Below are 13216 nucleotides of genomic sequence, written 5' to 3'. Positions count from 1 at the left end.
AGACCTGGCTTTTATTTTGCACCTTTCGCATGTTGCATATTGCGATCGGCGCGCCATTTACCACACTTTTTATATGGTTATGTGCATTATAATACTTCGGCGGAGCAACAAAACGAAGGCGTAGGTCAATAGTGTAATTAATTAAAGCAAGATAATACCCCTTTCGGATCAAGCTTCGAGACGATAGCCAGCCATGAAAAAACGAATTGTTGTACTGGACTGGTTCTCTTTAAAGAAATCCATAACCATCTCTTTATCCAGCCCATAGCGACGCGTGAGGATCCCCGCTTCCCACGCGCTGAGCTGTCGATCGCCCGTTTTTTCAAACATTCGATGAGAAAATCCCAGCACAAAACCGCGTTTATAATCAGCACAAAAATTGGCCGCCGTGCGTGCGCTATCCGCACTTGACGCGTTTAATCCGGCCATCAAGCCTTTTCCAAAATGGTTGTTCATGCATAACCTCCAATCGCTATATAATAAATTATATAGCGATTTTTTAAGCAAAGACCAGAGGTATCACGTACTTTTTTATGCCCGCTTAAAAGGACACCCATTCATCCTTTTTAGCGGCCGCAGACGTTTTGCTGTCTGCTGAAGGGGAAGCGGTGCTGGCGGCGGCGTACTGCACATCGTTTGCTGAAAGGCGGAACTGTTGTACCGAGCGTTGCAGCTCTTCCGTTTGCCGTTCAAGCGCCACAGCTGCGGCGGAAACTTGCTCTACCAGCGCGGCGTTCTGTTGCGTTACGCTGTCCATCTGCGTGATCGCCACGCTCACCTGCGAAATGCCCTTATTCTGTTCTTCTGAGGCAGAAGCAATTTGCTTCATGATAACGGTCACTTCGGTGGCTCCGCGCAGAATCGCCTCCATGGTTAATCCCGTCTCTTTAACCAGTCGAGCGCCCTGATCGACGCGACGCGACGATTCGCCAATCAGCGTCTCAATCTCTTTCGCCGCCCCGGCGCTACGGCTGGCAAGGTTACGCACCTCACCGGCAACAACGGCAAAACCACGCCCCTGCTCACCTGCTCTGGCAGCTTCAACTGCCGCGTTCAGCGCCAGAATATTGGTCTGGAAGGCAATACTATTAATAACAGACGTAATTTCCGCGATCTGTTTAGAGCTGGCGGCAATGCCGTCCATCGTCTCAACCACTTCTGAAACCAGGCTGCTCCCTTTACCTGCCGTCTCTGTCGCCGTATCGGCAAGCTGGCTGGCTTCACGCGCATTTTCGGCGTTCAGTTTTACCGTTGCGGTCAGTTGCTCCATGCTGGCAGCGGTCTCTTCCAGCGCCGCAGCCTGCTCCTCAGTACGCGATGAGAGATCGTTATTGCCGGTGGAAATTTCCGTAGCCCCTCGCCAGATGTTGTCACTACCTGAGCGAATTGTACTGACGGCTTCGCGCAGGCTGTCCTGCATCGCGCACAATAACGGCACCAGTTGGCCCACGCAGTTACGGCCAAAATCTTCGATTGGATGGCTGAGATCGCCCTGAGCAATCTGCTGGAACTGCTGGCGGATACGTCCCAGGGGTTTCACCATCATGGCGACGAGGTAACGATCTGTGAAGAACAGGAGAGCAATACCGAGGATCACGGCGGTAATAATTAGCGTCCGGATGATAGACGTTTTGCCATCAACCATGACGCGCGTGGTATCAAGCCGCTTACCTGCCGTGGCGTTAAAACGTTCGGCACTGGCGCCAAATTCACGGCTCAGCGCTGGCGTAACGGTGCTGGCATGCTCCGCAAAGGCCGTAAGCGTGCCCTGCTGCGCCAGTTGCATTTGCGGAATCACCCCGTTATCCAACAGCGCCTGCCACTTCGTCAGTACCGCCGCGGCAACGTCCGGATCCATAGGCCCCGGAGACAACGTTTTCATCTCCTGGAGTTTTTTGCTCATATTCTCCAGGGACTGCTGCGCTGGTGCAAAATCAGGCGTTCCGCCGCTCATTTTGACATCCATGGCGCGACTTAAGCGCGTTACGAAGCGAAAATACTGATCGTTCCCCTGACTGAGCACCGTCATCTGATGGACAAGATGACGGTCAATATCATTGCCTTCAGATATTTTTGATAAAGAATGAAGACTGAATAAACCCACGCCCGACCAGAGCAGGCAAAAAAGTCCCAGTATTGCCAACATGACAATACGAATAGTGAAGTTTTTCAGCAAACGCATAATAATTTCCTTGCCGTTGATGAGGAATTCGCCATCAGGCGATACTTATCCTTGTTATCGGCAGGCAACAGAGAAGATATAATGCATTCTTTATTTTTTTACTTTCTTAAGTACATCCAATATTATTTACACTATATCAACATGAATGCTAATGAAATTAGCTAGCATTACTATTCAGATAATTAACCTGAAGCATTATATAATCCCTTGTTTTCTATCGTAAATATTTGTTAAACCATGCAAGAGTACGCTCCCAGGCCAAATCAGCGGCAGCAATATCATAACGCGGTGTCGAGTCATTATGAAAACCATGATTAACGCCGGGATAGATATATGCTTCATAGACTTTCTTATTGGCTTTGAGCGCCGCTTCATAGGCAGGCCATCCCTCATTAATTCGGGTATCTAATTGCGCATAGTGCAGTAATAAAGGCGCTTTTATTTTAGGGACATCTGATGCAGGAACCTGACGCCCATAAAAAGGCACTGCGCAGGCCAGTTCAGGAAAAGCAACGGCTGCGGCATTCGATACGCCGCCACCGTAGCAAAATCCGGTGATACCCACCTTTCCCGTCGCGCCTGAATAACGCTGCATAAATTCAATGGCGGCAAAGAAGTCGTTCATCAGCTTTACGGGGTCAACCTGCTGCTGCAACTCCCGACCTTTATCATCATTGCCAGGATAGCCCCCTACTGAACTTAATCCATCAGGCGCGAGTGCAATATAGCCCGCCTTCGCCACCCGCCGTGCCACATCCTCAATATACGGATTCAGCCCACGATTCTCATGCACCACCACTACCGCCGGAACTTTCCCCGTCGCTTTCGCAGGTTTAACCAGATACCCACGCACATCACCATGCCCTTCAGGTGAAGGATAAGTCATGTATTCCGCCAGGATATCAGGATCGGTGAACTCCACCTGCGTTGCGAGGGCATAATTGGGTTTCAATACATTGAATAATGCCAGCGCCGTCATACCGCCGACAGCATATTTCGCAGCAAGATTGAGAAACTCGCGTTTCGTTATTTTGCCATGAGCGTAATAGTCATAGTAGTCGAGTAATTCTTGCGGAAAGTCTTTGGCAGTTAGACGCGGCATGGCAGCACTCCGGATCGATGTTTTTTTAAGCAAAGCACAGTGGTCTGTTTTTGCCCAGTTTTTCATTCCAGTGTGACCTGGTGAACGGGATATTCACCATGAACCCGCTAGAATAGAAACGTTGTTTCGAAATTCACCTGCACTAAGGAGATCTCATGGACTGGTTTGCCAATCCTGAACGTTACGAGCAGATGCTCTATCGCTACTGTGGGCGCAGCGGTTTACGTTTACCCGCGCTATCACTGGGTTTGTGGCACAGTTTTGGGCACGTTCAGGCGCTGGATTCACAGCGCGCTCTGCTGCGTAAAGCATTTGATTTAGGCATCACGCATTTTGATTTAGCCAATAACTACGGGCCGCCTCCGGGCAGCGCAGAAGAGAATTTTGGCCGATTACTGCGCGAGGATTTTGCACACTATCGTGATGAACTGATCATCTCCACCAAAGCAGGCTATGACATGTGGCCAGGGCCATACGGTTCTGGCGGTTCGCGCAAATACCTGCTCGCCAGCCTCGACCAGAGCCTGAAACGCATGGGCCTCGACTATGTCGATATCTTCTACTCTCACCGCGTTGACGAAAATACGCCAATGGAAGAGACCGCCTCAGCGCTGGCCCATGCGGTGCAAAGCGGTAAAGCACTGTATGTCGGCATCTCATCCTATTCCCCGGAGCGTACGCAGAAAATGGCCGAGCTGATGCGGGAATGGAAAATTCCGCTGCTGATCCACCAGCCTTCTTACAACCTGCTTAACCGTTGGGTAGACAGCAGCGGTCTGCTGGATACGCTGGAATCCAACGGCATGGGCTGCATCGCATTTACGCCGCTGGCCCAGGGGCTGCTGACGGGGAAATACCTCAACGGCATTCCGGAAGGTTCACGCATGCAGCGTGAAGGGAAAAAAGTTCGTGGGCTGACGGAAAATATGCTGACGGAAGAAAACCTTAACAGCCTGCGTTTGCTCAATGAAATGGCGCAACAGCGCGGACAGTCGATGGCGCAAATGGCCTTAAGCTGGCTGCTGAAAGACAACCGGGTGACGTCGGTATTAATTGGCGCCAGCCGACCGGAGCAACTGGAGGAGAACGTTCAGGCGTTGTCTAACCTGACGTTCAGCGCCGAAGAACTGGCGCAGATCGATAAACATGTCGCGGATGGTAAGCTGAACCTGTGGCAGGCCTCATCTGACAAATAGCCGTTTGTAACTCTGTGCCGGGAAGCGGCGTTAGCCTCCCCGGCACGTAACAGGGCCAGCTAATCCCTTCACACCTCTTCCGCTTTGATCTCTGGACGTTGAAATTCCGGCCACACCAGCGCGACAAGCGCAGGATAAGCCTCCAAACTGAACTCCCTGAAGCACTGGCGTAAGTTAAGCACATCCAGATCGGCATGCGGGACTTTCTCACCGCTCAGACAGCGCTTTTTTATATTGTCGTAATATTTATACACCGCAGAGTTGAGATCGCTACAACGCCGCTGTGCATCAAATAACCCTGGCGTCTCATTTAGCTCCACCATTGTCATCCGCTTGATCGTTGAGTGGATAAAATCGATATATTCGTGATTAACGCGCCAATACCATACTGGGGTAATCGAATTCATCAGTACCGAAAAATGATCTTCCCCCTCTTCTTTACTCAGCATTTCCGGCTGGTTTTCAGAGTGCCCATTTTCTGCATATCGGTTTTTATTTGCACTGCGCATCAACAAAAGTACCCCGCAGGTAAGCAATAGCAGGGTAATAACAGAATAAAATATACTGTTCATATACTGGCTCCATTTTTTTTGATTTTAAAATTACGCCATGCTATTGTCAACGCAGCCTGGTTTATTTAGAACAACATATCATTGGCATCAAAGGATATTTCAACATGCTTCCCGAGCATCTTGTTCCCTCTCGTTTTCACTTATCCAGCTCATCTACTAATACCAGTCCCACAGATAATAGTGAAAATTTGACTCAGGGAAAGAGAACATTAAGCGATTACGAACCCGATATTTTGATTAGCTCTACAGCTAACGGCCAGGCGCGCAATATGTTATTTGAAGAGTGCGATCGCCATTTAAAAGAGCGCCTGTTTCGTGCCGCGAAAATTGAGTCCTTCACTCGCCTGCTCAATTCACTACAAGCGGAAGGCGACATTAACGCTCAAGAATTAAGTAAAATTTTATCGACAAAAACAGCCAGCGTAAATGAACAGGGCAATAAAATTTGGCTTAATTTAATTACGCGTGAGACCAGCGATCCTATTTTTTATTCTCTGGAAGAGAAATAAAATGAAAGATGTTGAGGATAATAATGTTTATTTGGCTTTAGATGACCATAAAAGCGATGAGTTTGTCTTAAAGCAAAATTTGGCCGTATTGATTGCCAATAAAAATGCGACGTTGGAAAGCGTTGCCCAGGAGATGGTCTCTATTCCCGCCGCGCTAGTGCGGATGAAATGGCAAAATCGTCGCGAAATTTATGCGCTACAGGCTAAAGAAGAGATCTATGGCGCCGCGATTGAAGCCATTATGGAGCAGCAACCAGAACTACGGGACAAAATCATGGCCCGGCTGGAGAGCACATACCAGCATATACTCAAGCGAGAAACAGCCACCTTACGCCTGACGCGTAAACTGTCTGAAGGGAACTACGAACCCACCAGGATAACGGCAGTCGCACTGGATGAGGACAGATAAGGGCGTGTGGGGAGAGCTGAATCAGGAGAGGAAGGCCGGGTAAGGCAACAACCATTACCCGGCAATCAGGATTACTTCGCTTTCACGGTCTCTTCACCGACCAGACCAATCTTCAGGAAACCCGCCTGATGCAGCGTATCCATAACTTTCATCATGGTTTCATAATCGACGGTTTTATCCGCACGGAAGAAAATCGTGGTGTCTTTCTTCCCATCGGTCAGCGTATTTAATTCGCTAATCATGGTGTCATCCGTCACCTGATTGTTGCCAATAAACATACTCTTATCGGCTTTAACAGACAGGTAAACCGGTTTTTCCGGACGCGGCTGCGGCGTGCTGGTGGAAGCCGGGAGATTCACCTTCACATCCACCGTTGCCAACGGTGCGGCCACCATAAAGATGATCAATAAAACCAACATAACATCGATGAACGGCGTCACGTTGATTTCATGCATTTCACCGTTATCGTCCAGGTTTTCATTAAAGCTCATTGCCATGGAACATTATCCTACACGTAATTTCTGCGCAGCACGTACCGGATGGGCAGAAGCGCTAGCGTTCAGGTCCAGATCGCGACTTTGCAGCAACAGTACCTGTGCCGCGACATCGCCCAGCATCGCTTTATAGCTGCCAATCTGACGTGCGAAAATGTTGTAGATAACGACCGCAGGAATTGCCGCGACCAGACCGATCGCCGTCGCTAACAGTGCTTCTGCGATACCCGGCGCAACAACGGCCAGGTTGGTCGTTTGGGTTTGTGCAATCCCGATGAAGCTATTCATGATGCCCCATACGGTACCGAACAGACCCACAAATGGAGAGATAGCCCCGATGGTGGCCAGGTAGCCGTTACCACGTCCCATATGACGACCTACCGCCGCCACACGACGCTCCAGACGGAAGCCGGTACGCTCTTTAATACCTTCGTTGTCGTCGCTGCCTTCTGACAATTCCAGTTCGTTCTGCGCTTCGTAAATCAACTGTGCGCCCAGGCTTTTGCCATCGAATCCTGCAGCAATCTCATTTGCCTGGTCTAAAGAGCGGGCGTCCGCCAGCAGTTGCTGTTCACGCTTAAGGCGGCGTTTCTGAGTAAAGAACTCAAGGCTCTTACTAAAGAAGATAGCCCAGGTGACCACTGATGCCAAAATCAGCCCAATCATCACGCACTTAACCACGATATCGGCGTGCTGATACATACCCCAGACGGAAAGATCCGTCTGCATCAAATTATTACCCACTCTGTATCTCCAGGACGCAAATCACAAAATCTGAGCGTAATGATATCAAAACGACGTCGAATTGATAGTCGTTCTCATTACTATTTACATATTGCCGCACCTTTGGTTTCTTTTCCTTGCGCTTACGCAGTAAAAAAGTCACCAGAAGCATTTTGAGATTATTTTCTACTGTATGACCGTTCTGCAGGATGCGTCATCTTTGATTCATGGTAGTTTAGACATCCAGACGTATAAAAACAGGTAAGACGACATGGCAGATAAGCAACTTGAAACCAAACTCGTTCACGCAGGACGCAGTAAAAAGTACACGCTGGGCGCGGTAAATAGCGTGATCCAGCGCGCTTCTTCGCTAGTGTTTGACACCGTAGAGGCCAAAAAGCAGGCTACGCACAACCGTGCTAACGGTGCGCTTTTCTATGGACGTCGCGGAACCTTGACGCATTTTTCCCTGCAGGAGGCAATGTGTGAACTGGAAGGCGGCGCGGGTTGCGCGTTGTTCCCCTGCGGCGCGGCGGCCGTTGCCAACACTATCCTCGCCTTTGTGGAACAAGGGGATCATGTGCTGATGACCAACACCGCCTATGAACCCAGCCAGGATTTCTGCACCAAAATTCTCGGCAAACTCGGCGTGTCCACCGGATGGTTCGATCCGCTGGTTGGTGCCGATATTGTGAAGCACATACAGCCGAACACTAAAGTCGTATTTCTGGAATCTCCCGGCTCTGTCACCATGGAAGTACATGATGTCCCTGCTATTGTTGCCGCCGTCAGAAGCGTCGCGCCGGATGCGATCATCATAATTGATAACACCTGGGCTGCCGGGGTGCTGTTCAAAGCGCTGGATTTTGGCATCGATATTTCTATTCAGGCTGGCACCAAATATCTGATTGGCCATTCCGACGCCATGGTCGGCACTGCGGTAGCTAATGCCCGTTGCTGGGATCAACTGCGCGAAAATGCCTATCTGATGGGGCAAATGCTGGACGCCGATACCGCCTATATGACCAGCCGCGGACTGCGTACGCTAAGCGTTCGCCTGCGCCAACATCATGAAAGCAGCTTAAAGGTCGCCGAGTGGCTGGCCAGTCATCCGCAGGTCGCCCGCGTGAATCACCCCGCGCTGCCCGGCAGTAAAGGCCACGAATTCTGGAAGCGTGATTTCACCGGCAGCAGCGGACTATTCTCATTTGTATTGAATAAGAAACTAAATCATGAAGAGCTGGCTGCGTATCTGGACCACTTCAGCCTGTTCAGCATGGCCTACTCCTGGGGCGGTTTTGAGTCGCTGATTCTCGCTAATCAGCCGGAACACATTGCGGCAATCCGTCCGCAAGGCGAGGTGGACTTCAGCGGAACGCTCATCCGTTTGCATATCGGTTTAGAGAATGTTGACGATCTGATTGCCGATTTGGCCGCAGGATTTGCCCGAATCGAGTAAAATTGCCATAGATGGACATATATGCAGACACTTCTGGTGGAAAAGTCTGCAATTGTTGCGTCCGGGATCAAGGCATCCCGGACAATTCAGGAGTACAATCCACACATAAACGCTGTTCCACAGGAAAGTCCATGGTAGTCATTCAAGATATTGTCTCCGCGCTTTGGCAACACGATTTTGCCGCGTTGGCGGATCCGCACGTTGTGAGCGTGGTGTACTTCGTAATGTTCGCCACACTGTTTTTAGAAAATGGCCTGCTGCCTGCCTCCTTTTTACCCGGAGACAGCCTGTTATTGCTGGCAGGGGCGCTGATCGCTCAGGACGTGATGAGTTTTATACCTACCATAGCTATTCTGACTGCCGCAGCCAGTCTGGGCTGCTGGCTGAGCTACATTCAGGGACGCTGGCTGGGCAACACGCGGACGGTAAAAGGCTGGCTGGCGCAATTACCTGATAAATATCATCAGCGCGCTACCTGCATGTTTGACCAACACGGGCTGATGGCACTGCTGGCTGGGCGTTTCCTGGCATTCGTTCGTACCTTGCTGCCAACAATGGCGGGAATTTCGGGCCTGCCAAACCGTCGGTTCCAGTTTTTTAACTGGCTGAGCGGTCTGCTGTGGGTCACCGTCGTCACCGGCTTTGGCTATGCGCTGAGCATGATCCCGTTCGTCAAACGCCATGAAGACCAGGTGATGACCTTTTTAATGATCCTGCCGATTGCCCTGTTAACCGCGGGTCTGTTAGGAACCCTGTTTGTCGTGATTAAAAAAAAATACTGTAGCGCCTGAGTATTAACCGTAGGCCGGGGTTCCCCCGGCATTTTCGCCTGATGACGTTTCGCTTATCAGGCCAGCGCTGAGCAAGTTTAACTCCCCTGCATCATTCGAATTCTGGCTGCATCCTCCCCCGGCGTTACGCCAAAGAAACGTTTGAATTCCCGACTGAATTGCGATGCGCTCTCATAGCCGACGCGCATGGCAGCCGCACTGGCCTTCATCCCGTCGTGGATCATCATCATCCGTGCTTTATGCAGACGATAGCTCTTCAGGTATTGCAGCGGCGACGTACTGGTCACCGCTTTAAAATTATGATGAAACGCCGACACGCTCATGTTCGCTTCTGCCGCCAGCTGTTCGACATTGAGATTTTCGGTGTATTTGGTTTCAATGCGCTTCAGCACCCGGCTTATCAAACTGAAATGCGTCTGGCGACTGACCAGCGCCAGTAATGCGCCGCCGCGCGGCCCGGTCAGCACATGGTAGAGGATCTCGCGAATAATCTGTTTCCCCAGAATACGCGCATCCAGCGGTCGCTCCATCACATCCAGCAGGCGCTCAGCGGCGCAAAGAATTTCGTCAGAAAGCGTCGCGGAGTTGATCCCGCTGGCCGCCATGGCGGGCTGGAACAGCTCATCTTCCCCAATGTCCATCAACAGCTCCTGCAATTGCAGAATATCGACATTCAGGTAGATACCGGCCAGGGGAACCTCCGGCGTTGCATACGTTTCACATTCAAAGGGTAGCGGTACGGTTAGCAACAGGTATTCGTTGGCGTCATAACGAAATACACGTTCATTGATATAACCAATTTTATGTCCCGAAAAGAGAAATATGATTCCTGGCTGATACATTACCGGTGTACGCGCTGCCGGCTCAGTGCCGTGCAGTAGGCGGACATCTGGCAGCAGTTCGCTGAGTTTATTTTCATTGTTTTTCAGCTGCTTAATTTTATCTGTCAGCAGGAGGCAGATCTCATCACGGTTCATAGAGCACCATTTCATCATCGGTTTGCAACCCTGACATAATGCGCAGATTTATCCGTTTTCTCCAGCAGTCTGTAGAAATGGGCAAGACATCGGCAGAAATGAGCATTGAGAGCAGCGCGGCTGACGACCACAATGTTCATCATCCGGCAGACACTCTCCTGCCCTCTTTTTTACCCACATAAGGGAACGAGCAATGAACAACTTTAATCTCCATACCCCAACCCGCATTCTGTTTGGTAAAGGTGCGATTGCTGAGCTGCGCGATCAAATCCCTCAGGATGCTCGCGTATTGGTTACCTATGGCGGCGGTAGCGTGAAAAAAACCGGTGTCCTGGCACAGGTTCAGGATGCGCTGAAAGGCCTGGACGTGCTGGAGTTTGGCGGTATTGAGCCGAACCCGTCGTATGAAACGCTGATGAACGCGGTAAAAATCGTGCGTGATGAGAAAGTGACGTTCCTGCTGGCGGTAGGCGGCGGTTCGGTGCTGGATGGCACCAAATTCATCGCGGCTGCGGCACAATACGCTGACGGCATCGATCCATGGCGCATTCTGGAAACCCACGGCAACGACGTAACAAGCGCTATCCCGATGGGCTCCGTATTAACCCTGCCAGCAACCGGCTCTGAATCTAACTCCGGCGCGGTCATTTCGCGTAAAACCACCGGCGATAAGCTGGCCTTTATGACCCCATTTGTGCAGCCGGTATTCGCCGTGCTGGATCCGGTTTACACCTATACCCTGCCGCCGCGTCAGGTTGCGAACGGCGTCGTAGATGCCTTCGTACATACCGTTGAGCAGTATGTGACTTATCCGGTTGACGGGAAAATTCAGGATCGCTTTGCTGAAGGTATTCTGCTTACGCTGGTAGAAGAAGGCCCGAAAGCATTGCAGGAGCCGGAAAATTACAACGTGCGTGCGAACGTTATGTGGGCGGCAACCCAGGCGCTGAACGGTCTGATTGGCGCAGGCGTACCACAAGACTGGGCAACACATATGCTGGGCCACGAACTGACCGCAATGCACGGTCTGGATCATGCTCAAACATTGGCGATCGTTCTGCCAGCGCTGTGGAATGAAAAACGCGATACCAAACGTGCCAAACTGTTGCAATACGCAGAGCGTATCTGGAATATCACTGAAGGTTCCGATGACCAACGCATCGACGCCGCTATTGCCGCAACCCGCGCTTTCTTCGAACAAATGGGCGTACCGACTCGTCTGTCTGACTACGGTCTGGACGGTAGCTCCATCCCAGCGCTACTGGAAAAACTGCAAGCGCACGGCGGTACGAAACTGGGCGAACATCAGGACATTACGCTCGAGGTCAGCCGTCGGATTTACGAAGCTGCCCGCTAAGGTTTTTTCACCTCCGCCTTTCATTTTTGGGTATTTATATTCTAAATATTTCGAGTTGCATAAAGGCGGCAAAGGAGAGAATCCCCAGGAGCTTACATAAGTCAGTGACTGGGGGTGAAACGACAAACCTGCCGGGAGCAGATTTGAACGCTGCTTGCAGCGGACCTGAAAGGGCGAGGCTCATGGATGGGCCGCGTAATAAAGCCAACGCATATGCAGCTTGAAGTATGACGAGGATAGGCCAGACTTAAGTCACACCTAACTTACCGGGGCTTGCCTCGGTAAACTCAATTCAGGGGAGGAATTATGACCGGTCCAACCATTATTAAACTACAGGATGGTAACGTCATGCCGCAGCTGGGCCTGGGGGTCTGGAAGGCAAGTAACGAAGAGGTCATCACTGCCATTCATAAAGCGCTGGAAGTGGGGTATCGCTCAATTGATACCGCTGCGGCGTACAAAAACGAAGAAGGTGTCGGCAAAGCAATACGCGATGCGGGCGTACCGCGGGAAGAGTTATTCATCACCACCAAGCTATGGAATGATGACCAGAAACGCCCTCGGGAAGCCTTGCTCGAAAGCATGGAGAAACTCCAGCTCGATTACCTTGATCTTTATCTGATGCACTGGCCAGTTCCGGCGATCGACCACTACGTTGAAGCGTGGGAAAGCATGATCGATCTGCAAAAAGAAGGGCTGATTAAGAGCATCGGCGTGTGTAACTTTCAGATCAATCATCTCCAGCGACTGATGGATGAAACCGGCGTACCACCGGTGATTAACCAGATAGAACTTCATCCGCTTATGCAACAGCGCCAACTGCACGCCTGGAACGCAACGCATAAAATCCAGACCGAATCCTGGAGCCCGCTGGCGCAGGGCGGCAAAGACGTTTTTGATCAAAAGATCATTCGCGATCTCGCGGAGAAATATGGCAAATCACCGGCGCAGATTGTCATCCGCTGGCATCTGGATAGCGGCCTGGTGGTTATTCCGAAATCAGTCACCCCTGCGCGTATCGCAGAAAACTTTAACGTCTGGGACTTCCGCCTGGATAAAGATGAATTAGGCGAAATCGCAAAGCTCGATCAGGGCAAACGTCTGGGACCAGACCCGGACCAGTTCGGCGGTTAACCCCTTCTCTCCTGCCCGACATCTCGTCGGGCCTTTACTGATTTGAATTTCGGCGTAGACCACGTGCACAGCTAATTGAGTCCCATGCGTTCTGCCCCACTGGAAGCCGATTGAATCGCAGCAGAACCAATTTTTCGAGCAGTATGAAGGATATCTGTCGTCACACGATCGTGAACGGGCGGATGATGCAAAACTGGCCGCATTAGCGGCCAGAATTCGTGAGGCATACATACTGAGCACTTCTGCCAGATGGCGGTACAAGCACCTTATCCGGCCGACGGTCTTTCAGGCCCGGTAAACATTTCACTCCC

The 13216-nt window shown here is 51.0% G+C and carries 14 protein-coding genes and 1 pseudogene; 8 read left to right on the top strand and 7 right to left on the bottom strand.

Translation table 11 applies throughout. The annotated features are described in order from the left end of the window. Nucleotides 1-168 precede the first annotated feature (168 nt). The 3 genes from HV237_RS03775 to yghX all read right to left on the bottom strand — a co-directional run bounded on the left by HV237_RS03775 (nucleotide 169) and on the right by yghX (nucleotide 3284). On the bottom strand, nucleotides 169-456 hold the full coding sequence (locus HV237_RS03775) for a DUF2623 family protein (RefSeq protein WP_047358639.1): 288 nt from the start codon (nucleotides 454-456) through the stop codon (nucleotides 169-171). Between the two features lie 85 nt (nucleotides 457-541). Beyond that, nucleotides 542-2182, bottom strand: coding sequence for a methyl-accepting chemotaxis protein (locus HV237_RS03770; protein ID WP_047358640.1), 1641 nt, complete (start codon nucleotides 2180-2182; stop codon nucleotides 542-544). A 214-nt stretch (nucleotides 2183-2396) separates the two neighbouring features. After that, nucleotides 2397-3284 carry a YghX family hydrolase gene (yghX, locus tag HV237_RS03765; RefSeq protein WP_047358641.1) on the bottom strand — a complete coding sequence of 296 codons (888 nt, stop codon included), beginning with the start codon at nucleotides 3282-3284 and terminating at the stop codon, nucleotides 2397-2399. A 155-nt stretch (nucleotides 3285-3439) separates the two neighbouring features. Here yghX and HV237_RS03760 point away from each other — a divergent pair, with 155 nt between their 5' ends. After that, nucleotides 3440-4480 carry an aldo/keto reductase gene (locus HV237_RS03760; protein WP_046276176.1) on the top strand — a complete coding sequence of 347 codons (1041 nt, stop codon included), beginning with the start codon at nucleotides 3440-3442 and terminating at the stop codon, nucleotides 4478-4480. Between the two features lie 68 nt (nucleotides 4481-4548). Here the strand turns inward: HV237_RS03760 and HV237_RS03755 are convergent, their stop codons facing one another. Next, on the bottom strand, nucleotides 4549-5052 hold the full coding sequence (locus HV237_RS03755; RefSeq protein ID WP_016154498.1) for a hypothetical protein: 504 nt from the start codon (nucleotides 5050-5052) through the stop codon (nucleotides 4549-4551). Nucleotides 5053-5156: 104 nt separating this feature from the next. On the opposite strand from HV237_RS03755, the gene HV237_RS03750 reads away from it, so the two are divergent. Next, entirely contained in the window at nucleotides 5157-5561 is a 405-nt protein-coding gene (locus tag HV237_RS03750) for a hypothetical protein (RefSeq protein ID WP_046276175.1), read from the top strand. A 1-nt stretch (nucleotide 5562) separates the two neighbouring features. Then, nucleotides 5563-5970 (top strand): hypothetical protein, encoded by a 408-nt coding sequence (locus HV237_RS03745; protein ID WP_016154500.1) that lies wholly within the window; start codon nucleotides 5563-5565, stop codon nucleotides 5968-5970. 71 nt (nucleotides 5971-6041) lie between these two features. Here the strand turns inward: HV237_RS03745 and exbD are convergent, their stop codons facing one another. Next, the gene (exbD, locus tag HV237_RS03740) at nucleotides 6042-6467 is read right to left on the bottom strand and encodes a TonB system transport protein ExbD (RefSeq protein ID WP_016154501.1); all 426 of its coding nucleotides are present in this window, start codon (nucleotides 6465-6467) and stop codon (nucleotides 6042-6044) included. Between the two features lie 6 nt (nucleotides 6468-6473). Continuing rightward, on the bottom strand, nucleotides 6474-7208 hold the full coding sequence (gene exbB / locus HV237_RS03735) for a tol-pal system-associated acyl-CoA thioesterase (protein WP_016154502.1): 735 nt from the start codon (nucleotides 7206-7208) through the stop codon (nucleotides 6474-6476). Nucleotides 7209-7458: 250 nt separating this feature from the next. Here exbB and metC point away from each other — a divergent pair, with 250 nt between their 5' ends. Together metC and yghB are read left to right on the top strand one after the other, a co-directional pair. Further along, nucleotides 7459-8646, top strand: coding sequence for a cystathionine beta-lyase (gene metC / locus HV237_RS03730; RefSeq protein WP_016157474.1), 1188 nt, complete (start codon nucleotides 7459-7461; stop codon nucleotides 8644-8646). A gap of 131 nt (nucleotides 8647-8777) precedes the next feature. After that, on the top strand, nucleotides 8778-9437 hold the full coding sequence (yghB, locus tag HV237_RS03725) for a DedA family general envelope maintenance protein YghB (RefSeq protein WP_016154504.1): 660 nt from the start codon (nucleotides 8778-8780) through the stop codon (nucleotides 9435-9437). 77 nt (nucleotides 9438-9514) lie between these two features. Here the strand turns inward: yghB and HV237_RS03720 are convergent, their stop codons facing one another. Beyond that, nucleotides 9515-10414: an AraC family transcriptional regulator gene (locus HV237_RS03720; protein WP_029139662.1), complete on the bottom strand. Its 900-nt coding sequence runs from the start codon at nucleotides 10412-10414 to the stop codon at nucleotides 9515-9517. A 193-nt stretch (nucleotides 10415-10607) separates the two neighbouring features. Between HV237_RS03720 and yqhD the strand changes: the two genes are divergently transcribed. From yqhD to HV237_RS03705, 3 genes and pseudogenes are all read left to right on the top strand, one after another. Then, nucleotides 10608-11771: an alcohol dehydrogenase gene (gene yqhD, locus HV237_RS03715; protein WP_003838168.1), complete on the top strand. Its 1164-nt coding sequence runs from the start codon at nucleotides 10608-10610 to the stop codon at nucleotides 11769-11771. Nucleotides 11772-12077: 306 nt separating this feature from the next. Continuing rightward, nucleotides 12078-12905 (top strand): 2,5-didehydrogluconate reductase DkgA, encoded by an 828-nt coding sequence (gene dkgA / locus HV237_RS03710; protein ID WP_016154506.1) that lies wholly within the window; start codon nucleotides 12078-12080, stop codon nucleotides 12903-12905. Between the two features lie 14 nt (nucleotides 12906-12919). Then, nucleotides 12920-13131: pseudogene (locus HV237_RS03705) on the top strand (hypothetical protein); the annotation flags it as partial. Nucleotides 13132-13216 lie beyond the last annotated feature (85 nt).

This window comes from Citrobacter sp. RHBSTW-00570, from assembly GCF_013739755.1.
GTDB classification, from domain to species: Bacteria; Pseudomonadota; Gammaproteobacteria; order Enterobacterales; family Enterobacteriaceae; genus Citrobacter; species Citrobacter braakii.
Note: the sequence above shows the minus strand (reverse complement) of the source record. Positions and strands in the feature narration are given on the sequence as shown.

Excerpts from the sequence above, each read along its gene's own strand:
- HV237_RS03775 (WP_047358639.1), bottom strand. The coding sequence starts at position 456 with ATGAACAACCATTTTGGAAAAGGCTTGATGGCCGGATTAAACGCGTCA.
- HV237_RS03720 (WP_029139662.1), bottom strand. The coding sequence starts at position 10,414 with ATGAACCGTGATGAGATCTGCCTCCTGCTGACAGATAAAATTAAGCAG.
- HV237_RS03770 (WP_047358640.1), bottom strand. The coding sequence starts at position 2,182 with ATGCGTTTGCTGAAAAACTTCACTATTCGTATTGTCATGTTGGCAATA.
- yghB (WP_016154504.1), top strand. The coding sequence starts at position 8,778 with ATGGTAGTCATTCAAGATATTGTCTCCGCGCTTTGGCAACACGATTTT.
- yqhD (WP_003838168.1), top strand. The coding sequence starts at position 10,608 with ATGAACAACTTTAATCTCCATACCCCAACCCGCATTCTGTTTGGTAAA.
- HV237_RS03750 (WP_046276175.1), top strand. The coding sequence starts at position 5,157 with ATGCTTCCCGAGCATCTTGTTCCCTCTCGTTTTCACTTATCCAGCTCA.
- exbD (WP_016154501.1), bottom strand. The coding sequence starts at position 6,467 with ATGGCAATGAGCTTTAATGAAAACCTGGACGATAACGGTGAAATGCAT.
- HV237_RS03745 (WP_016154500.1), top strand. The coding sequence starts at position 5,563 with ATGAAAGATGTTGAGGATAATAATGTTTATTTGGCTTTAGATGACCAT.
- HV237_RS03755 (WP_016154498.1), bottom strand. The coding sequence starts at position 5,052 with ATGAACAGTATATTTTATTCTGTTATTACCCTGCTATTGCTTACCTGC.
- dkgA (WP_016154506.1), top strand. The coding sequence starts at position 12,078 with ATGACCGGTCCAACCATTATTAAACTACAGGATGGTAACGTCATGCCG.
- HV237_RS03760 (WP_046276176.1), top strand. The coding sequence starts at position 3,440 with ATGGACTGGTTTGCCAATCCTGAACGTTACGAGCAGATGCTCTATCGC.
- yghX (WP_047358641.1), bottom strand. The coding sequence starts at position 3,284 with ATGCCGCGTCTAACTGCCAAAGACTTTCCGCAAGAATTACTCGACTAC.
- metC (WP_016157474.1), top strand. The coding sequence starts at position 7,459 with ATGGCAGATAAGCAACTTGAAACCAAACTCGTTCACGCAGGACGCAGT.